The organism is Actinoplanes sp. NPDC049265 (assembly GCF_043197135.1).
Lineage (GTDB): Bacteria > Actinomycetota > Actinomycetes > Mycobacteriales > Micromonosporaceae > Actinoplanes.
In genome coordinates this window covers 63,779-82,838 of record NZ_JBICSP010000015.1, presented here as the reverse complement: position 1 = coordinate 82,838, position 19,060 = coordinate 63,779, and the positions used below count along the sequence as shown (strand labels likewise).

Genomic DNA, 19,060 nt, shown 5'->3' with positions numbered 1-19,060 from the left:
GGGCTAGCTTCCTCCAACAGGAAACTTTCTTCACTGTTGGAGTGCTCGATGCGAAGCCGTCTTCTCGCCATGGGCGCCGCCGTGCTGGTGTCGCTCGCGGGCGTCGCGACTCCGGCCCAGGCGCACAGCCACCGGTACGTCAAGGTCGGATATTTCACCCAGTGGGGCATCTACGGTCGTCAGTTCCCGGTCGCGAAGCTGCAGACCTCGGGCGCGGCGAGCAAGCTGACCCACATCAACTACGCCTTCAGTGACGTGACCGAGGACGGCCTCTGCGCCTCGGCCGACGCGTGGGCCGACTGGCAGGTGCCGTTCCCGGCCGAGACCAGCGTGGACGGCGTCGCCGACGTGGCCGGCCAGCCGATCGCCGGCAACCTCAACCAGCTGGCCGAGCTCAAGGCGGCCAACCCGCGGCTGCGCGTGCTGGTCTCGCTGGGCGGCTGGACGCTGTCCAAGTGGTTCTCCGACGCCGCCGCCACCGCGCGGTCCCGCCAGCGCCTGGTCGACTCGTGCGTGGACCTGTGGCTGAAGGGAAACCTGCCCGGCGTCGCCCCGGGTGCCGCCGCGGGCATCTTCGACGGCATCGACCTCGATTGGGAGTGGCCTGGCGCGGACGGCAACGCCGGCAACGTGATCCGGCCCGAGGACAAGCAGAACTTCACCCGGCTGCTGGCCACCTTCCGCGACGCGCTCGACCGGCTCGGCCGCGCCCGGCACCACAAGTACGAGCTGACCGCGTTCCTGCCGGCCGCCCCGGCCAAGATCGACGCCGGATTCGAGGCCAAGAAGATCTTCAAGTTCCTCGACTTCGGTACGGTGCAGGGCTATGACTTCCACGGATCGTGGGAGGCCCGGGCCAACCAGCAGTCGGCCCTGCGCGTGCCGGCCGGTGCGCCCGACAACCCCGACTTCTCGATCACCACCACGATCGACGCCTGGCTCGACCGGGGCGCGCCGCGCGGTGAACTGGTCCTCGGCCTGCCCTATTACGGCCAGGGCTGGACCGGCGTGACCGGCGGGCTCTTCGGCGCCGCCACCGGCGCGGCCCCGGGCGTCTTCGCGGCCGGCACCGAGGACTACAAGACCTTGGCCGGCCTGCCGGCGCAGGGGTACACGGTGTATCGCGACCGGCGGGCGGGGCACACCTACCTTTACAACGGCACTACCTTCTGGACCTTCGACGACCCGGCCCAGCTGCGGCAGAAGACCGACTACATCCGCCACAAGGGTCTCGGCGGCGCGATGATGTGGTCGTTGGACGGTGACGATGCCTCCGCGTCACTCACACGGGCGATATCCAAGGGTCTCAACTGAATAACGGCAGCTCTCGGTGGTGTGCCGTTCGGCGCACCACCGTCGCCTTTCAGCGCACAGAGAGCTCTTGTCGGCGTACCTCGTCGTTAACCTCACGTCGACCCTGTAACCCCTGATCCGGAGGTACGGCCGATGGCCGAGCCCGAGACCCTCACCCCGGCACCACGCTCGGACCGGAGTCCGTGGAACTGGCTGCTGATCATTCCGATCGTGGTCCCTGTGCTGACCCCGATCTTCAATTCCGAGAACCCCCGGCTCGGGGGCTTTCCGCTCTTTTACTGGATCCAGGTCGTGTTCATCATCCTGGGCGTCACCACCACGACCCTGGTGTACCGGATGACCACGAAGAGGCGGTCGCCCAATGAGTGAGCACATCACCCAGATCACCGTCTTCGCGGTGCTGTTCCTGCTGGTCAGCGCCATGGGCTTCGTGGCCGCGCGGTGGCGGGCGCCCAAGGACATGGCCCACCTCGACGAATGGGGTCTGGGCGGGCGCAGCTTCGGCGGCTGGATCACCTGGTTCCTGGTCGGCGGTGACCTCTACACCGCGTACACGTTCGTGGCCGTACCCGCGCTGGTCTTCGGAGCCGGCGCGGCTGGGTTCTTCGCCGTGCCGTACACGATCGTGATGTACCCGATCTTCTTCCTGATCCTGATCCGGCTCTGGTCGGTGTCGCACCGGCACGGGTTCGTCACGCCGGCCGACTTCGTCCGCAACCGGTACGGGTCGCGGACCCTGGCCCTGCTGATCGCCATCACCGGCATCGTGGCGACCATGCCGTACATCGCGTTGCAGTTGGTCGGCATCGAGGCCGTGCTCAAGACGATGGGGATCACCGGAGAGAGCTTCCTGGCCCGGCACGCGCCGATCATCATCGCGTTCGCGATCCTGGCCGCGTACACCTATCAGTCGGGCCTGCGCGCCCCGGCGCTGATCGCCTTCGTCAAGGACACGCTGATCTACATCGTGATCCTGGTCGCGGTGATCTACCTGCCCTACAAGCTGGGCGGCTGGGGCGGCATCTTCGACGACGCCAAGGCCAAGTTCGCCGCATCGCCCGCGCCCAACGACGGCATCACACTCAACGCCAACAACCAGCTGCAGTACATCACGCTGGCCCTGGGCTCGGCGCTGGCGCTGTTCATCTACCCGCACTCGATCACCGGGGTGCTGGCCAGCAAGAACCGCAACGTGATCAAGCGGAACATGTCGGCCCTGCCGGCCTACAGCTTCCTGCTCGGTCTGCTCGCCCTGCTCGGCTACGCGGCCATCTCGGCCGGCGTCAAGCCGCTGCCCGGCGCCAAGGCGGGCACGGTCGACAGCAACACCGTCGTGCCGTTGCTGTTCGACACCCAGTTCCCGTCCTGGTTCGCGGGCATCGCCTTTGCCGCCATCGGCATCGGCGCGCTGGTCCCGGCCGCGATCATGTCGATCGCCGCGGCCAACCTGTTCACCCGCAACATCTACAAGGAATACATCCGCAAGGACGCCACCCACGCCCAGGAGGCGTCGGTCGCGAAGATCGTCTCGCTGTTGGTCAAGGTCGGTGCGGTCGCCTGCATCCTCTTCCTCGACCCACAGTTCTCCATCGACCTGCAGCTGATCGGCGGCGTGATCATCCTGCAGACCGCGCCCTCGGTCGTGCTGGGCCTGTTCACCCGATGGTTCCACCGCGGCGGCCTGATCGCCGGCTGGGCGGTCGGGATGGGGCTCGGCTTCTGGATGCTCTGGCAGATCCCGAACGCGGCGACCAAGCGGGCGCACTTCGGCGGCTCGGCCTTCTCGCTGTCCGACTTCGGCCTCGACACCAAGAAGACGATCTACGTCGGCTTCGTCACGGTGCTGGTCAACCTGCTGATCGCCGCGGTCGTGACGCTGATCCTGCGGGCCGCCAAGACCCCCGACGGCATCGACGCCACCCAGCCCGACGACTACTTCGCCGACGAGGGCGACGCGCGGCTGGAGAAGTCCCGGGTCAAGCCGGACGAGGAACTGGCCTCGTCCACCTGACCGTCCGACCCGCTCCCACGGTAAACGGGCGCCGCGTCCCTCCTCCTCAGGGGCGCGGCGCCCTCATGTACTGCTCCAGCGACTCGTTGAACCGGCTGAGGGCGGTGGCCAGCGCGGCGCGGTCGTCCGCGTCCCAGTTCCGCAGCACCCGGTCGTAGACGCCACGGCGGGCCACCCGGACCGCCTCCATCTGCTCCAGCCCGCGGTCGGTCGCGGCGATCACCGTGCCCCGGCCGTCGTTCGGGTCGCGCCGCCGCTCGACCAGCGCGTCGTTCTCCAACGCGGTGACCTGCCGGGTCACCGTCGAGCCGTCCAGGTTGAGACGGTCGGCCAGGGCCGAGACGTTGAGCGGGCCGGCCGCCTCCAGATGCCGGAGGATCACGTACGCGGACCGGTCGAGCGCCCGATGCGGCTTCAGATCGGTGGCGCGACGCGTCGCCTCCCCGAGCCGCATCAACATCGCGACCTGCGTCTCGATCGTCCCCAGCACGTCCTCAGTCACGACAGCTGTCTACTACAGCGGCCTCATCCGGATCAAACCAGCGCGCCCGGCCGACCGCGGAAAACGGGCTAGCGCCAACCTCCGTCGACCGTGAGTGTCGCGCCGATCATGAACGAGGCGTCGTCCGACACCAGGAACGCGACAGCGGCCGCGATCTCGGCCGGCTGGGCGAACCGGCCGAGGGCCAGCCGGTGCTTCAACTCGTTGGCCGGGTCGATGTCGGTCCGCCCCTCCAGATAGTGGATCGCGTCCTTGGCCGACATGTCGGTCACGGCGCCACCGGGAGCGATCGCGTTGATGCTGATGCCGCGCCGGCCCAGCTCCGGCGCCAGGTTGCGTGCCATCGTCTCGACGGCGGCCTTGGACGACGAGTACAGGCTGTGGTTCAGCACCGCGCGATGGGCGCTGCCGGAGGACGTCAGCACCACGCGGCCGCCCTCGGGCATGTGCCGCACCGCCTGCTGGGTCACCAGGAGCTGTCCGCGTACGTTGGTGTGGAAGACCCGGTCGAAGTCCTCGGCCGTGATCGTCTCGAGCGCGCCGAACTGCTCGACCCCGGCGTTGCTGACCAGGATGTCGATCCCGCCCAGATGCTCGGCGGCCGCGTCCACGAACGGCGGGATCTCGGCCGGGACGGCCACGTCGCCGCGGACCGCTACCGCTCGGCCACCCATGTCGTTGATCTCGGCCGCGATCGTCGCGGCCGCCTCGGCCTGGGAGCGGTAGTGGATTGCCACCGCCGCGCCGTCGGCGGCCAGCCGGCGTACGACCGCCGCGCCGATGCCCCGCGAACCGCCGGTAACCAGTGCCGTCTTGCCCTTGAGGTTGCCCATCTGTCTGTCCCTTTCGCTGCCACAGTTGACACCTGGAGTGAACCGGGCTTTTATTCGCACGAAAAGCGAAAGATGTAGCTGACGGTTATCAGAACGGGTGATGACGTGGAGTTGCGCCAGCTGGCGGTGTTCGTCACGGTGGCCGAGGAGATGAGCATCACCAAGGCCGCCCGGCGGCACCATGTAGTGCAGTCGGCCGTGTCGGCGACGCTGCGCACCCTGGAGCGGCAGCTCGGGGTGGAACTGGTCGCCCGTACCACCCACAAGGTCGAGCTGACCGAGGCCGGCCAGGTCTTCCTGCCCGAGGCGCGGCGGGTGCTGGCCGCCGCCGACGAGGCGCAGCACGTCATCCAGCAGCTGCGCGGCGGCCTCCGGGGCACGCTGCGGCTCGGGACGATGCAGTCCGACTCGCTGATCGGCGTGAGCGTGCCCGGGCTGATCTCCCGCTTCATCGCCGCGCACCCCGACATGTCGGTCGACGTCCGCTATGGAGGCAGCGTCGAGCACGCCGAGGCACTGCGGCGCAGCCGGCTCGACCTCGCCTACGTCGCCCTGCCACCGGCCGAGGCCAGGGGCCTGACCCTGCGCACGGTCCACGCCGAGACGATGGGCCTGGTCGTGCCCGACGGCCATCACCTCGCCGGTCGCGAACGGGTCGAGTTGGCCGAACTGGCCGATGAGCCGTTCGTGGACTCGGAACCGGCCTGGGGCATCCGCGTCGCCATCGACCGGGCGTTCATCAAGGCCGAGGCCACCCGGACCGTACGCTACGAGATGACCGACATCCGCGGCCTGGTGGACTTCGTCCGGCACGGGCTCGGCGTCGCGATCGGCCCGCCGGCGATGGCCCGTCCCGGGCTGACCTTCGTCCCGATCGGCGAGCACGCCCCGCGCATTGTCATCTCGCTCGCCACCACCGACCGCGAGCTGAGCACGCCGATCCGCGAGTTCCTCCAGCTCGCCGATTCCCACTCCGGTTCGCGCTCCACGCCGGCCTGAGCGGTTTCGGCGTTTCCACCGGCCGGCACACCGTTCGGCGATATATTCGGTCTGAATTCCCGACCCCGTTGGGTAGTCACCCGGGCGAAGTACGAACAGTTAATCGATGTGGTGCCAGGCTGGGCGCGAAAGTGTCGATTCATCTGAAGGATGCGATTATTTTGATCACCACGACGACCACCGCCTCCACGTCGCCCGGTCGCGGCGGCGAAGGCGGCAACTACTGCTGACGGGTGGGCGTCAGGGGGTCAGAGCCGTGGCCGCCATGCTGACCAGCAGGGCCGCGAGCAGCAGCGAGACGGCCAGCAGGCCACGCGCTGTCAGGGCCTCGGTGATCTGCGTCGGCGCCCCGAGAAGATCATGCAGAACGCCTTCGCCCTCGCCTCCGGGCCGGCGCTGTTTCTGACTCGTGGATGCGCTGCGCATCGAGATCTCCTCAAGGCCGGGCGCGCGAAAAGTCGCGTGAATCGATATCGGTGAGGCATCGCCAGCATGGTTGGTGACTCATCGAGATCGCAACGGATACCGGCCGGTAATCCTCGGGATCGCCTATTCACTCAACGGGTCAGCTGATCGTGCGATTCTCCCGCTATGACCAGTTTGTCATACTAGGCCGTCATCGCGGGGACTGGGCTCGTATCCACGCCCAGAGATCGGTTGGCTCATGACCAGACGACCTCATCGAAAAATCCTTCGAGCATTCGTCAACTTCACCGCATTGACGGTGGGAATCAGCGCCGGGATCGCTCAGCTGGCGAACCTCTCCGACGGCCTGGGTCAGTGGCTCCTCACCGCCGTGGGGATCGGTTGCCTGCTGTTTCTGGTCGTGCGTTTCTCCCTGCACTACTACGTCCGCCGGGCCGGGCAGCTCGAGGATGAGGCCGAACGGGCCAACCGGCGAGCGGTCACGGTGGAGCTCGGCCACCGGCGGTACGCCGACGCGGTCGACCGGATCATCGACCAGGAAGGGCTGATCTACACCGAGAGCCTGCACCTCATCATCACCATCGGGGTGGACGACGCCGGCGACGCCGTCGAGGAGCAACGCCAAACCACGCCACTGCCGCGGGTGACGCAGCGGGCGATCCGCCCCATCGTGCCCGACGGCAGCGGGGCCCTGATCAGGTTGGAGGACATCTCCTTCCGGGCCACCCTGCACCCCTCCATCACCGGGAACATCACCTCGCTGCCGCTGCCCAGCCATCGCGGTCCACGGGTCTGGCTGGTCTTCGACCCGGGACGCAGAAACCCGTTCGACTGGAAGGTCACCTACCAGCCGGCCGGGCTCTGGAGGCCGCTGCGCCAGGACGGATTCGACCATCTGGTGTGGACCGACCGGCTGCCGGCCGACAACGGGGGCCGGTCGGGGCTCAGTGATCTCCGGGTCGAGTTCCGCTTCCCCTACGTGGACGGTCCGCCGCCGCACGTCGAGGAACTACGCAGCGTCGGCGAGTTCCAGCCGGCCCGCCGGACCGAGCGAGACGACGGAAGCGCGGAGCACTGGGTCGTGGAGTGGCGTGACCCGCGGCCCGCCGGGCGAAGGTACGAGTGGCGCCTGGCCCAGGCGCCGAATCGAACCGGCACGGACCCCGCGGCCCTTGCCCATCCGCGGCTGCCGGAACAGGGCCGGCGGTCGTGGTCGCGTGTCCTCAGAGGGTGGTGAGGCCGTCCCGCCCGATCGTGAAGAGCACGTCGTGCGGGTGGCGGCGGGTCAGGGCCTCCTGCGGGGTCAGGCCGAGCAGGTGGCGTAACAGCAGCCGGCTCACCATCTCGTGGGTGATGATCAGCGGGCGGCGGGCCGGGTCGGCGGCGATCCGCTCCAGCGCCCGCAGCGCGCGGGGATCGGCGTCGGCGTAGCTCTCGCCGCCCGGGAAGCGCCATTCGTACTTGTCCTCGGTGCGGTCCCACCACTCGGCCGGGTACCGGGCCTCGATCTCGGTGTCGGTCAGGCCGGCGAAACCACCATGGTGGATCTCGGCCAGTTCGTCGACGACGACCACGCTCAGGTCGAGGGCCTCGGCGATCAGGCGGGCGGTGGCCGTGGCGCGGCCCTGCGGGCTGGTGAACACCCGGTCGGCGCCGGTGGCGGACCCGGCGTGTCGCCGGGCCTGCTCGATGCCGACTGCGGTGAGTGGCGAGTCGAGCTGGCCCTGCCGGCGACCCACGACGTTCCACTCGGTCTGACCATGCCGGGCCAGCAACACCCGCTCCCAGTTGCCGATCACTGCGTCAGTATGGCGAAACTACTTCCCGTGACAAACACAGGCCCGTGATTCTTGCCCGTCACGCCATGTCAGCGGTCCGTTCGGACGTACCCGCGAACCGGCCGGAACCAGGGCGAGTCCGTTGCCGACGGGACCGGTCAGGACGTTTCGACCCGGCCCCCGAGCTGCTGGGCGACTTCTAAATCGTTGCCCTCGAACCAGGTCTCGGCGACCTTGCCGGCGGCGAAGCGGAAGATGATGATGCCGGTCTCGTGCACCTTCTGCGCGGCCGCCGGCAGGTTCAGGTAGCCGCCACGGTAGACGGACCGGACCGTGTAGCGGACGGCCACCCGGTCACCGGACTCGAGCACGTCCTCCAGCACCGGCTGCTGCTCGGCGAACGACGTCGAATACCACTGCAGCCACTCGATGAAGTCGTCGCGCGTACCCGTGCCACCCGGCCCGTGCGGCACATAGTCGTCGGTGGCCAGCTCGCCGAAGCGGTCCCGGTCGCCGCGTGCGCACATCTCGAACCAGGCCCGGGCGATCTCAGTCGGCTGCATTGCCCCACCATGCCGGATCGAGGCGCGTCCATGCCAGCGACACGCACCTAGGGCCAGGTGCGGGCGTACCGCTCGAAGTCCTTGCTGTGCACGGGGATGACACAGATCAACAAGCCGCCGGGTACGCGCAGTGTGCGGCACTGTAGCCAGCTGCCGACCTCGACCGCGCCCAGCCCCACCAACCGAGCCGTCTCGGCGGCGACATCGTCGGACTCGATGTCCAGGTGGTAGCGGGCGTCGCCGTTCTCCAGCGCCTGCACTGCGACATCGACGTGCGGCAGCGACCCGGGCAGTGCGGTGTACTGTTCCTCACCCTCGACCGGCGTGGCCGGCACCCCGAGCGCCGCACCCCAGAAGGTGGCCGCGGCCCGGGCCTCGTCGCCGGGCACGTCGATCAGCAACGTGGACAGCCTGCTCCGATGCATGCCCCGACGCTACCAACGACCACCCGCGGATGTCGGCCGGCCGGGGCACTCCGCTCCCGCACGGTCGCGCGGTCGACTTGGCGGCCGGCCCGCGGTGAGCCTGCGGGATGCGCGCTCACTCGAAGGCGATGTCGTCGAAGACGGCCTGGTCGCCGACGGTCGGGGTGCCGTTGCTGGCGACCGTGTAACCGGTCAGGGCCGAGAAGGCGCCGCCGGCCTCCCGGGGCAGGGTGGCCACGAACGTCGCCTCGCCGTCCGCGTCCACTGTGGCGAGCGTGGCCGTGGCCGGGGACGCGGTCACGCGCAACCGGGTCCAGGCGGTCAGCGGCACGGCCGGGGTGTCGGTCAGGGTCCGCCAGCCGGCCTCGGTGTGCACCGTCCAGTGCCGGTCGGCGCCGATGCCGAAACGGTAGGCCGGCCCGGTGGTCCCGTCGGCCGCGCGGGTGCCGTTGACGTCGAAGAGCAGGGCGTTGCTGATGGCCACCGGGTAGACGCCGGCCTCGAACGTCCGCTGCGCCGCGGGGGCGCCGGAGTAGGTGAACCGGCCCTGCGTCTTGGCGCCGTCGCAGTAGACCGGATCGTTGCCGTCGTTGAGGCGTACGGCGAAACGGCTGTCGTGGGCCGGGTCGCCGTTGCCGGCGGGCTGGGTCATCCGGACGCAGGCGAGTCCGGTCAGGCCGCGCGGGATGGTCGCCTCGTTCTCGAACGAGTTCACCGTGGAGTAGAGCTCGAGCTCGTTGATCATGCTGCAGGGCGTGCCGCCCGGGCAGGTGGTCGCGTCGGCCGTGACCCGGACGTGGCGGGCGGTCGCGTCGAACGCGTAGTAGCGCATGGCCCGGTCGCCGCCGGTGGCGATCGTGACCGGGGCGTCGGTCCAGGTGGTGCCGTCGGCCGAGGTCGACAGGTGTGCGGTAGCGGCCACGCCGGGCCGCAGGGCCAGGCCCAGCTTGGTCAGGTGGTACGTGCGGTCCAGGTCGAGCTGGTACGTGCCGGTGCCGTCGGCGCGGCTGGACAGTGCGCTCGACCAGTACGCGGTGCTGCCGTCGGTCGCGCCCTCGGCCCGCGACCAGTAGTCGGTGCGGGTGGCGTCGGCCGCCGACGGCGCCGACCCGTACGGGGTGGGCGGGCTCACCGCGGCCGGCGGCGCCGCGCCGGTCAGGTCGGTGGTCAGGCGTACCGTGCCGCGCTTGATCTTGGTGGCCAGGTCGATCTTGCCCAGGTCGGGCGTGAGCGCCGACACGCCCCGGCTGATCAGGGCGTAGTTCTGCCCGTGGTCGTAGCCCGAGCCGGTGACACAGCCGTCCTTCGCCGTCGTGCCGGCCGGCGCCTTGCAGTTGTCCATCAGCTGCAGCAGGCTGTTCGACCCGGTCGGGACGAGCGAGGTGTAGCCGGACGAGCCGTACCAGAACAGCCCGCCACTGCCCGGGCGGTTACGGTACGTCATCTGCTCCTGCCGCCAGTTCGTACCCGAAGCGTCGGTGGACAACGCGATCCAGTTGTCCGGCCGGCCGCTGGAGAGCACCAGATGCCCGTTGGGCAACAACGCGACCTGCGGTGACACCCCGTCGACGGCACAGCCGGGTTGGTCGGCGAAGGTCACCGCGGCCGGGTCGGACCAGGTCGCACCCTGATCGGTGGAGACCGTGTACGTCAGCACCGAGACATCGCCGGCCGCGGCCCGCCGGGTCACCGCCAGCAGGGCGCCGTCCGGCCGCTCGACCACGCTCGTCTCGTTCGAGCTCCAGTCCTGGTTCCAGTTGACCGGCCGGGTGCGGAAGGCCCAGCCGGTGGAGTCGGAGGTGCCGTCCGCGGTCAGCGGGCTCGACGCGGTCAGCACGGCCGCGAAATGCGTCTGCTTCGGGCCGCCGGACATGGCGAAGTAGACCGGCAGCACGATCGTGCCGGCGGTCGTCTGGACCGGGCGGCCGGAGATCCGGATGCCCTGGATGTTGGCGACGGTACGGCCGGTCAACGGGATGTCGGCATTGGTGACCGTCACGGTCGGGCGTACCGGCGACCAGGTCTTGCCCTTGTCGTTGGACAGGCTGCCGGCGAGCTGGAAGGTGGCGCCGTCACTGGTGGTGGTCAGACCGGTCGCGTTGGCGATGAACGCGACCGAGAGCAGCCGCCCGTCCAACATCGGGCCGGCGCTGCCCAGGTAGCCGTAGTTCGCGTTCCGCGGATCGGGGCCGGCATCGGTGAACGTGGAGCCGGAGTTGGCCGAGGTCATCACGCTGTTGGCCGGGGCGCCGCTGGTGTCGACGCGGTTCGAGTACCAGAGAGTGACCGCACTGGACTGGGCGTCCGGCCCGGCGCCGGTGCGGGTGACCGTGTCCGCGGCCACCGCGAACGGACCCCACGCGATCGAACTGCCGGTGGACTTGAAGGTGGACGTGTTGCCCGCGGCCAGCACGTCACCGGCCGGCCAGGGCGGGCCGGCCGCCGGCGGGACGGTGGTGGGCGTGGTGCAGGCGGCCGACGCGGTGGACGGCGCGACGACGGCAACACAGGCAACAGCGAGGAGAGCCGTGCCCACGAGGCCCCCGCCCCGGCGCAGCGATGAGATCACGCCGCACGCTAACAACACATCCAGCGACGCGCTGCCCCGTCGCGTAGGGTGCGCGGGGTGGGAACGAGCTTTCAGGTGGTCGTCGCGGCCGGCGACGAGAACGCGGTACGCGCGGCGGTCGCCGCGACCGGGCAGGAGGCGGACGTCCGGGCCATCGGCGAGTCGCGCTGGGCGGTGGTTCCGGCCACGACCGAGCATGAGGCGTACGCCGAGACCGACGAACTCGCCCGCCACCTGAGCGAGCCGGCCGGCGCCGTGGCCGCGTCGTTCCAGGTCTTCGACTCCGACGTGCTGCTCGCCGGCCTCTACCGGGCCGGACGGCACTACCACGACTATCTGTCCGACCAGGCCTACCTGATGGAGTACTGGGAGGACGACGGCACCGAGCTCATGGTCGACATGCTCGGCCGGCCGTACGGCCCCGACGACGAACCGCCCACCGGCCCCTACGGCGCCGACGTGGCCGCGTTCCTGCCCTTCGCGGCCGGCCCGGTCGACTCCGACGCCGTGGCGGCGGCCCTGACCGCCACCACCGAGATGGCCGAGGACCAGTTCCACCAGCTGCTGCACGCCCTCAACATGAGAGCGTTCATGTAAACGCGCGGACCAGCAGCACCAGGCCGATCGTCGTGCCGAAGGTGACGATGAGCGCCCTCAGGACACGCTGCGGCAGACGCCGGGCGAGTCGTGCCCCCACGTACCCGCCGACGATCGTGGCCGGCGCCAGAACCAGCACCGCGCCCCAGTGGACCGGCCCGAACAGGGCGAACGCCACCACGGTGACCGCGCCGACGGTCGCCGACAGCACGTTCTTGAGGGCGTTGATGCGGTTGAGCGTCTCGTCCAGCACCAGCGCGAGCGCGGCGACATACATGACACCGAGCGCGGCGCCGAAATAGCCGCCGTACACCGCGCCGACGAACACGACCACCTGCAACGTGATCGCCTGCCGACGTGCGCTGAGGGCCCGCGGATGCCCGACCAGCCCGCGCAGCCGATCCTGGAAGAACAGCGTGGCCGCCGCCGCCAACACCAGGAACGGAACGATCAGTTCGAACGCCCGGGCCGGCGTGAGCAGCAGCAACGCACATCCGCCGGCCGACCCGGCGACGCACGCGGGCAGGACCGCCGGAATCCGCCGCCGTTGCCCCGCCAGGTCGGCCCGGCTGCCGAGCACGCTCGACACGTATCCCGGGAAGACCGAGACGGAATTGGTGACATTTGCCGCAACGTTTGGCAATCCGGTCACGATCAGGCTGGGAAACGTGATCAGCGACCCGCCGCCGGCCAGCGCGTTGACCCCGCCGGCGACCACACCGGCAAGGATGAGCAGAAGTACATGTCCAAGGTCCATGGCAAGGTTGAATGTACGGGCCGCGTAGGATGGGCCGTGCGACGGGCGAGTCGGCTGGGCGGTCGCGTCGGTGTTCCCCGCGAACGCCGCCGAGGAACGTCCGGACTCCGCAGAGCAGGGTGGTTGTTAACGGCAACCCGGGGTGACCCGCGGGACAGTGCCACAGAAAGCAGACCGCCGGTGGGTTCCGCCCGCCGGTAAGGGTGAAACGGTGAGGTAAGAGCTCACCAGCATCCCGGGTGACCGGGATGGCTCGGTAAACCCCACCCGGAGCAAGGCCAAGCAAGGCAGCTCACGGCCTCACGGCCGGGGGCGCCGGCGCAGGCGTTCGAGGGCTGCTCGCCCGAGCCTGCGGGTAGGCCGCAAGAGCCTGCCGGCAACGGCAGGCCGAGATGGATGACCGCCGCCGGTGCTTCGGCACCGGAGACAGAATCCGGCGTACAGGCCGGCTCGCCCGTCGCCCTCCTGATCAGGGTGCCGCTCACTCTGTTCGAGCCGGCATCGGGAACGTCGCCCGTCCGCGTTCCGGTGACGCTCTGGGCCGAAAGGTCTGCGTGCCCGCAAAAGCCGCGTCAGGTGGTCTGGTGGCGGCGTTCGCGGTAGGTGCGGGTCTTGTGGCGGTTGCCGCAGACGGCCATGTCGCACCAGCGGCCCCGGCCGCTGCGGGAAGTGTCGTAGAAGGCCCAGTGGCAGTCGGGGGCCGCGCACAGCCTGACGCGTTTCCAGTCGCCGGTGGCCGTGTTCTCGGCGATCGTCTCGATGATGGCGTCCAGCCACGGGCGGCCCGAAGCGGCGGTCAGGCGCAGGCCGCCGGAACCGTCGGAGCTCAGCCGCAACGGGTGGTCGAGAACCGTCGCCTCGCCCAGGAGGGACCCGCGCAGGGCCGTACGCAGGGCGACGGCGGCGGTCAGGTCGGCTTCGGTGGCCTGGGGCGGCAGGTCGTGGGCGGCCAGCCAATCCGACAACGCCGCGGGGGAGGTCAGGTGTTCGCCGGGGTCGTGGTGCTCGCCGTGGCGGCGGAAGGTTCGCTCGTCGACGGTGTTGAGGAACTCCTCGACCAGCTGCAAAGTGGGCACGACACCATCTTAGCCGATTACCGGTGTTGACTCGTGACGACACCGGTATTAGCGTTCACTGGTGTGAGAGAGATGCTGAGTGTCACCGACGCTGACCTTGACGATCTGCGGGACCGGCTGCGCCGCACGCGGTGGGCCACCGCCTGGCCGGTCGACCCCTGGGCGGCCGGCACCGACGGCGACGAGCTGCGGCGGCTGGTCGGCTACTGGCAGACCACGTACGACTGGCGTACGCACGAAGCGGCCATCAACGCCCTGCCCTCGCACGTCGCCGACGTCGGCGGAATCGACGTCCACTACCTGCGCTACGACGCCGAACGGGACGGCGCCCGGCCGATCCTGCTCGCCAACGGCTGGCCCAGCTCGTTCCTGGAGCTCACCGGCCTGGCCGACCGGCTTTCCCACCCCTCGCGGTACGGCGGCCGTCCGGACGACGCGTTCACCGTGATCGTGCCGTCCCTGCCGGGCTACGCCGTCGCGCCGCCCCGGCCGTCCCTCGCCGGCCCGCCGCACACCCACGACCTGTGGCACCGGCTCATGCACGACGAACTGGGCTTCGAGCGGTACGCCGCACACGGCTCGGACGTCGGCGCCGGCGATGTCAGCCGGCTCGGGCAGGCGTACCCGTCGGCTCTTGCCGGTTTGCACGTGCTCGACGTGGCCGACCCGCCGGAGTACGACGAAGCCGGGCTCTCCGACGACGAACGATCCTTCCTGGCCGTTCACCGGAGATGGCACGAGACCGAGGGCGGCTACCAGCACGAGCAGCGCACCCGGCCGCTGACCCTGGCCCAGGGACTGTCCGACTCGCCGTCGGGGCTGCTGGCCTGGATCCTCGAGAAGCACCGCGTCTGGAGCGACGACTACTCCCGGTTCAGCGACGACTACCTGCTCACCCAGGCCTCGCTGTACTGGTTCACCAACGCGATCTCGACGTCGTTCCGGCCCTACTACGAGCGCGGCCGGCAACTCGTGCCGCCCATCGAACGGGTCGACGTGCCGACCGCGCTCGCCCTCTTCCCGGCCGACATCGGCGGGCAGCAGCCGCGCAGCTGGGCCGAACGCACCTACCACCTGACCCGGTACACGGTGATGCCGCGAGGCGGACACTTCGCCGCCTACGAGGAGCCGGAACTGCTGGCCGAGGACATCACCGCCTTCTTCCGTACGCTGATCTGATCAACCCCAGATCGTCGCCCCACCTGTCGAGGACATCGCCGTGACCACGCTCGCGGGCCAGCCGTTCGACGTCCGAGAACTGCCCCGCCGGATCGTTCAGGGCCCGCTCCGGCAGGTCGCCCCACGGGTCGCCGAGCGGATAGGTCCGCAATTCCCACCGCAGATATTTGTTGTACGGGCGGAGCCGCCCGTGCAGCGCGAAAACCGTGGTCAGCAGCCACGGAATGCTCTCCGCCCGGTCGAGCGCGGCCGCCGTCGGATGGCCGTCACGGTCGCTCTTGGCCGCGCGGTAGAGGAAGTTCACGTACCCGTCGAGACTCTCGCGCGACCAGCGCCGCGCCTCCTCTGCGGTCGGGGTGGCCTGCCGGTCGACCAGCTCCCGCACGCCGCCCCGGTCGAGCACGACCCGCGCGCCGCGGAAGGTGTATCGCATGTAGGTGTCGCTGGTGTCGGCGAGTTGCTCCGGCGTGCACGAGAACTCGTCGACCTCACGGGTGCGCCGACGGGGACGCGTGCCGGTGGTCACCACGCAGACGTCGACGTCGGACTGTCCGGTGGCCGTGCCGCGCGCGTGCGAGCCGGTCAGGACGATGCCGACCACCAGCGGATCGGCGGCGATATCGTCAAACATCGACGGTCTCCACCTGGATCAGCGCGATGTCACCCGGGTTGAGCCGCTCGGCCGTACGGATCGCCTTCTTCACCGGCAGCACGTAACACCGGCGGCCGGCGTCCGGGAAGATCGACGTACGCCAGTTGCTGCCGCCGATCGCCGCCCGCACCCGCACCGACCCGAAACCGCGGGCCAGCCCGCCGACCAGCTCGCGAATCTCTTCCGACTCGTCGACCGGCAGGCTGACGAACGTCCAGCTGTCATCCCGCCGGGCCGCCCAGACCCACAGCTCCGACTCGAACTCCACGATCACCGCGCCAGCATCCCAGCCGCGCCTTCCCGGCTCGCGGTTGACCCACGTCATCGACTTCGGGCGCCAGGGCATGGGCAGGGTTTTGTGGCGGCGTGACGCAGCGCTGAGATCAGCCGTGCGGCCGTGGTCGCGCGCCCGAAAGGGACTCCCGCCTTACTGCCGAACAGGGACGTTGGATCCTCGGATCAGGTTGGGCGCTGTGTGCGGTATTGGCCGGGTGCCACGTCGTAGGCGCGTTTGAACGCCTTGCCGAACGCGTACTCCGAGCCGTAGCCGCAGCGGGTGGCGACCGTGCGGAGCGAGGCGTCGGACTCGCGGAGGAGACGGGCCGCGGTCGTCATACGCCACCAGGTCAGATACGTGAGTGGAGGCTGGCCGATGATCGTGCTGAAGCGTTTGGCGAACGCCGCGCGGGACAGGCCCGCGACCGCCGCGAGGTCCTCGACGGTCCACGGCTTCTCGGGGGAGCGGTGGATCTGGCGCAGCACGGTCGTGATGGCCGGGTCGCGCAGCGCCGTGGCCCAGCCGGCCGTGTCGGGGGGCTGCTCCGCCAACCACGCCCGCAGTACATACAACAGCAGCATGTCGATCAGCGCCGGGAGCGCCGCCTCGGTGCCGGGGCGCGGGTCCAGCAGCTCGCTGCCCAACAGCTCCACCGCGCTGCGCAACGACGGGTGCTGCCCGGCCCGCGCCGGCAGGTGGACGACCGCCGGGAGGTCGGCCAGCAACGGGTGCGGGCGGGCCGGGTCGAACAGGTAGTAGGCGCACAGCAGCTCGGTAACCGCGCCGGCACCGTCGATGTGCATTTCGTCCAGTCGCGTGGCGTCGTCGGGCCGCGGCTCGTAGTCGACGATCGGGCGGCCCAACTGGTCGACGAGCGCGTAGCCGTCACCGTGCGGGGTGAACAGGACGTCACCGACGCCCAGCGCGACCGGCTCGCCATGGTCGGACACGAGCCAGCAGGTGCCGGCCAGGACGACATGGCAGCCCGCCGCCCTGGTCTGGCAGAAGCGCACACCCCACGGGGCGCGGCTGCTGGTGCGAGCCGCCGTCGGGCTGCTGGTGCGCATGGCCATCAGCACGTCGCTCAGCGCATCCACTCCGAAGACTCTAAGACATCTTTCTGAGCTTCTGAGCCATCCACGGTCTTCCCGTTCGTTCCTAACGTCGAAGGCATGACATTCCACGTTGTTGTCGGTGCGGGCCCGACCGGCACGGCCACCGCGCTCCTGCTCGCCGAGTCCGGGGACCACGTCCGGGTGGTTACGCGACGCGGCGCCGGGCCGGCGCACCCACGGATCGAGCTCGCAGCCGCGGACGCCACGTCGGGGCTGCCCGACCTGGCCAAGGGCGCCGCCACATTGATCAACTGCGCGATGCCGCCGTACCACCGATGGCCGGAAGAGGCCCCCGCGTTGTCGGACGCACTGCTGAACGCGGCCGAGCAGACCGGCGCGGGGTACGTGAACCTGTCCAACGCCTACGGCTACGGCCCGGCCGACCGGCCGCTGACCGACGACCTGCCGCTGCGCCCGACCACCATCAAGGGCCGCGTACGGGCGCGGATGTACCGCGACGGCCTCGCCGCGCACGAGGCCGGGCGGTTGCGGTTCACGGAGGTCCGGCCGGCCGACTACCTCGGCGTGGGCGCAATGGCCCTGTTCAACTGGTTCATCGGCCCCCAGGTGCGGGCCGGTCGGGAGGTCGTGTTCCCGGCCGACCTGGACGTGGCCCACAGCTGGACCTACACGGGTGACGTGGCCAGGACGCTCGTCGCGGTGGCGCGATCCGAGCGGTCATGGGGCAGTGCCTGGCACACGCCGCAGACCTCGGACATGTCGATCCGCGAGCTGGCGACCCGGTTCGCGACGGTGGCCGGCCGCCCGCAGCCGGCCGTCCGCGCGATGACGCCGCTGGAGCTCCACACGGCGATGGTGGACCCGCTGATGGTCGAGTCGGCGGAGATGCAGTACATGTACCAGCGCGAGTGCGTCCTGGACTGGTCACGGACGGCGGCCGAGTTCGATCTGAAGCCGACGCCGCTCGACGATGTGTTGCGGGAGCTGGCCGCCGCAGCCCTGGGTGATCCGTCCGATGCGGCCTAGGTGTTCCGCCTGAGAGGTTGGCGCGTGGTGCCGATGTCCCTCGCGAGGGGGAGGCGGTTGGCGCTCGCGCGGGAGGTCCGGACGCCCGCCGGTTTCTAGCGTTGACGGCATGGTGGTGATTGGCGCTCGGCCGCTTGTCCGGTTGAGCCGGCCCTGGTTCTGGCCGCTCGGGTGGGGCGGGGCGTTTCTCGGCTCCGTGCTCGGCGGCGGCCAGCTCGTGCCACCGGCGCGGGGGCTGTTGCTGGCGTTGCTGCTCGGGCCGTTGGTCTGGGTGTCCGTGCTGGCGCAGAACGATCTCCATGATCTGCCGACCGATCGCGTCAATCCGCGTAAGGCCACGGCGCCGCTGGTCACGGGTGTGCTCGGACCGGAGGTGGTGCGGCGCTGGCACCGGGGGAGTGCCGCCGTCACGCTGGTTGTGGCGGCGGCGCTGGGGCCGGCCTTTGTGGTGGGTGCGGCTGTCGTGCTGGGGCTGGGCTGGGCCTACAGCGCGCCGCCGCTGCGGCTCAAGGCGCGGCCGGGGCTTGACGTCGCCGTCAACGCGCTGGTCGTGGGGGTGTTCGCGCCGGCGGCGGGGTGGGCGCTGCATCGGCCGGTCACGGCGTACCCGGGGATCTGGATCGTGCTGGGGTTTCTGCTGGCGGCGGCGCTCTATCTGCCGACGACGGTGATGGATGAGGCCAGCGACCGGGCGGCGGGGCTGATGACCTCGGCGGTGCGGTGGGGGGCGGAGCGCTGTTACCAGGCGGGGCTGGCCATGTGGATCGCGGCCGACGGGTTGTGGTTGAGCCGGGAGCCGACGGTGGCGCAGGTGGTGATGGCGCCGGCGGTGATCCTGGGGTACGCGGTGCTGGCCCGCCGGCCGTCGATCGCCACCATGGCGGGGGTGGTGGCCGTTTTCGCCGTGCCGGCCGCCGAGTGGCTCACCCGGCAGGCCGGGCTCCCCGGCTGGTGAAGACGCGGGAGTGAACCCGTCCGGGGTGAGAGCGCGCGGGGCGGA

21 protein-coding genes and 1 other RNA gene are annotated in these 19,060 nt (G+C 70.2%); 10 read left to right on the top strand and 12 right to left on the bottom strand.

Annotation, left to right across the window (positions count from 1 at the left end; all coding sequences use genetic code 11):
* Positions 1 to 48 precede the first annotated feature (48 nt).
* From ACGFIO_RS30725 to mctP, 3 genes are all read left to right on the top strand, one after another.
* Positions 49 to 1,314: a glycoside hydrolase family 18 protein gene (locus tag ACGFIO_RS30725; RefSeq protein ID WP_392831252.1), complete on the top strand. Its 1,266-nt coding sequence runs from the start codon at positions 49 to 51 to the stop codon at positions 1,312 to 1,314.
* A 132-nt stretch (positions 1,315 to 1,446) separates the two neighbouring features.
* Positions 1,447 to 1,683 carry a DUF3311 domain-containing protein gene (locus tag ACGFIO_RS30720; protein ID WP_392831249.1) on the top strand — a complete coding sequence of 79 codons (237 nt, stop codon included), beginning with the start codon at positions 1,447 to 1,449 and terminating at the stop codon, positions 1,681 to 1,683.
* Positions 1,676 to 3,325, top strand: coding sequence for a monocarboxylate uptake permease MctP (mctP, locus tag ACGFIO_RS30715; protein ID WP_392831246.1), 1,650 nt, complete (start codon positions 1,676 to 1,678; stop codon positions 3,323 to 3,325). The genes ACGFIO_RS30720 and mctP overlap by 8 nt, the downstream gene beginning before the upstream one ends.
* A 46-nt stretch (positions 3,326 to 3,371) precedes the next feature.
* On the opposite strand, the gene ACGFIO_RS30710 is transcribed toward mctP, so the two are convergent.
* Both ACGFIO_RS30710 and ACGFIO_RS30705 read right to left on the bottom strand, forming a co-directional pair.
* Positions 3,372 to 3,827 carry a MarR family winged helix-turn-helix transcriptional regulator gene (locus ACGFIO_RS30710; protein ID WP_392831243.1) on the bottom strand — a complete coding sequence of 152 codons (456 nt, stop codon included), beginning with the start codon at positions 3,825 to 3,827 and terminating at the stop codon, positions 3,372 to 3,374.
* A 68-nt stretch (positions 3,828 to 3,895) separates the two neighbouring features.
* On the bottom strand, positions 3,896 to 4,660 hold the full coding sequence (locus ACGFIO_RS30705; protein ID WP_392831242.1) for an SDR family NAD(P)-dependent oxidoreductase: 765 nt from the start codon (positions 4,658 to 4,660) through the stop codon (positions 3,896 to 3,898).
* 105 nt (positions 4,661 to 4,765) lie between these two features.
* On the opposite strand from ACGFIO_RS30705, the gene ACGFIO_RS30700 reads away from it, so the two are divergent.
* Positions 4,766 to 5,659: a LysR family transcriptional regulator gene (locus ACGFIO_RS30700; protein WP_392831240.1), complete on the top strand. Its 894-nt coding sequence runs from the start codon at positions 4,766 to 4,768 to the stop codon at positions 5,657 to 5,659.
* 240 nt (positions 5,660 to 5,899) lie between these two features.
* Here the strand turns inward: ACGFIO_RS30700 and ACGFIO_RS30695 are convergent, their stop codons facing one another.
* Complete coding sequence (locus tag ACGFIO_RS30695) at positions 5,900 to 6,085, bottom strand: hypothetical protein (RefSeq protein WP_392831237.1); 186 nt, start codon at positions 6,083 to 6,085, stop codon at positions 5,900 to 5,902.
* Positions 6,086 to 6,323: 238 nt separating this feature from the next.
* Between ACGFIO_RS30695 and ACGFIO_RS30690 the strand changes: the two genes are divergently transcribed.
* Entirely contained in the window at positions 6,324 to 7,322 is a 999-nt protein-coding gene (locus ACGFIO_RS30690; protein WP_392831235.1) for a hypothetical protein, read from the top strand.
* Here ACGFIO_RS30690 and ACGFIO_RS30685 read toward each other — a convergent pair.
* From ACGFIO_RS30685 to ACGFIO_RS30670, 4 genes are all read right to left on the bottom strand, one after another.
* Positions 7,309 to 7,884 (bottom strand): histidine phosphatase family protein, encoded by a 576-nt coding sequence (locus tag ACGFIO_RS30685; RefSeq protein WP_392831233.1) that lies wholly within the window; start codon positions 7,882 to 7,884, stop codon positions 7,309 to 7,311. The genes ACGFIO_RS30690 and ACGFIO_RS30685 overlap by 14 nt on opposite strands.
* 137 nt (positions 7,885 to 8,021) lie before the next feature.
* Positions 8,022 to 8,426: an ester cyclase gene (locus ACGFIO_RS30680; RefSeq protein ID WP_392831231.1), complete on the bottom strand. Its 405-nt coding sequence runs from the start codon at positions 8,424 to 8,426 to the stop codon at positions 8,022 to 8,024.
* A 47-nt stretch (positions 8,427 to 8,473) separates the two neighbouring features.
* Positions 8,474 to 8,851: a VOC family protein gene (locus ACGFIO_RS30675; protein ID WP_392831229.1), complete on the bottom strand. Its 378-nt coding sequence runs from the start codon at positions 8,849 to 8,851 to the stop codon at positions 8,474 to 8,476.
* A gap of 115 nt (positions 8,852 to 8,966) precedes the next feature.
* Positions 8,967 to 11,387: an exo-alpha-sialidase gene (locus tag ACGFIO_RS30670; protein WP_392831227.1), complete on the bottom strand. Its 2,421-nt coding sequence runs from the start codon at positions 11,385 to 11,387 to the stop codon at positions 8,967 to 8,969.
* A 90-nt stretch (positions 11,388 to 11,477) separates the two neighbouring features.
* Between ACGFIO_RS30670 and ACGFIO_RS30665 the strand changes: the two genes are divergently transcribed.
* Positions 11,478 to 12,017 carry a hypothetical protein gene (locus tag ACGFIO_RS30665; protein WP_392831225.1) on the top strand — a complete coding sequence of 180 codons (540 nt, stop codon included), beginning with the start codon at positions 11,478 to 11,480 and terminating at the stop codon, positions 12,015 to 12,017.
* On the opposite strand, the gene ACGFIO_RS30660 is transcribed toward ACGFIO_RS30665, so the two are convergent.
* Positions 12,010 to 12,774 (bottom strand): sulfite exporter TauE/SafE family protein, encoded by a 765-nt coding sequence (locus tag ACGFIO_RS30660; protein WP_392831223.1) that lies wholly within the window; start codon positions 12,772 to 12,774, stop codon positions 12,010 to 12,012. The genes ACGFIO_RS30665 and ACGFIO_RS30660 overlap by 8 nt on opposite strands.
* A gap of 46 nt (positions 12,775 to 12,820) precedes the next feature.
* Here ACGFIO_RS30660 and rnpB point away from each other — a divergent pair.
* Positions 12,821 to 13,231, top strand: an RNA gene (rnpB, locus tag ACGFIO_RS30655) — RNase P RNA component class A.
* Between the two features lie 115 nt (positions 13,232 to 13,346).
* Here the strand turns inward: rnpB and ACGFIO_RS30650 are convergent.
* Positions 13,347 to 13,850: a CGNR zinc finger domain-containing protein gene (locus tag ACGFIO_RS30650; RefSeq protein WP_392831220.1), complete on the bottom strand. Its 504-nt coding sequence runs from the start codon at positions 13,848 to 13,850 to the stop codon at positions 13,347 to 13,349.
* Positions 13,851 to 13,922: 72 nt separating this feature from the next.
* Here ACGFIO_RS30650 and ACGFIO_RS30645 point away from each other — a divergent pair, with 72 nt between their 5' ends.
* Positions 13,923 to 15,029 carry an epoxide hydrolase family protein gene (locus tag ACGFIO_RS30645; protein ID WP_392831557.1) on the top strand — a complete coding sequence of 369 codons (1,107 nt, stop codon included), beginning with the start codon at positions 13,923 to 13,925 and terminating at the stop codon, positions 15,027 to 15,029.
* On the opposite strand, the gene ACGFIO_RS30640 is transcribed toward ACGFIO_RS30645, so the two are convergent.
* The 3 genes from ACGFIO_RS30640 to ACGFIO_RS30630 all read right to left on the bottom strand — a co-directional run bounded on the left by ACGFIO_RS30640 (position 15,001) and on the right by ACGFIO_RS30630 (position 17,055).
* On the bottom strand, positions 15,001 to 15,660 hold the full coding sequence (locus ACGFIO_RS30640) for a nucleotidyltransferase domain-containing protein (RefSeq protein WP_392831217.1): 660 nt from the start codon (positions 15,658 to 15,660) through the stop codon (positions 15,001 to 15,003). The genes ACGFIO_RS30645 and ACGFIO_RS30640 overlap by 29 nt on opposite strands.
* On the bottom strand, positions 15,653 to 15,955 hold the full coding sequence (locus tag ACGFIO_RS30635; protein WP_392831215.1) for a DUF1905 domain-containing protein: 303 nt from the start codon (positions 15,953 to 15,955) through the stop codon (positions 15,653 to 15,655). Before ACGFIO_RS30635 ends, ACGFIO_RS30640 begins: the two co-directional genes overlap by 8 nt.
* A 185-nt stretch (positions 15,956 to 16,140) precedes the next feature.
* Positions 16,141 to 17,055 carry an AraC family transcriptional regulator gene (locus ACGFIO_RS30630; RefSeq protein WP_392831213.1) on the bottom strand — a complete coding sequence of 305 codons (915 nt, stop codon included), beginning with the start codon at positions 17,053 to 17,055 and terminating at the stop codon, positions 16,141 to 16,143.
* 75 nt (positions 17,056 to 17,130) lie between these two features.
* On the opposite strand from ACGFIO_RS30630, the gene ACGFIO_RS30625 reads away from it, so the two are divergent.
* Together ACGFIO_RS30625 and ACGFIO_RS30620 are read left to right on the top strand one after the other, a co-directional pair.
* On the top strand, positions 17,131 to 18,060 hold the full coding sequence (locus ACGFIO_RS30625) for an NAD-dependent epimerase/dehydratase family protein (RefSeq protein ID WP_392831211.1): 930 nt from the start codon (positions 17,131 to 17,133) through the stop codon (positions 18,058 to 18,060).
* A gap of 109 nt (positions 18,061 to 18,169) precedes the next feature.
* Positions 18,170 to 19,015, top strand: a complete 846-nt coding sequence (locus ACGFIO_RS30620; RefSeq protein WP_392831209.1) for a UbiA family prenyltransferase — start codon at positions 18,170 to 18,172, stop codon at positions 19,013 to 19,015.
* Positions 19,016 to 19,060: the final 45 nt, after the last annotated feature.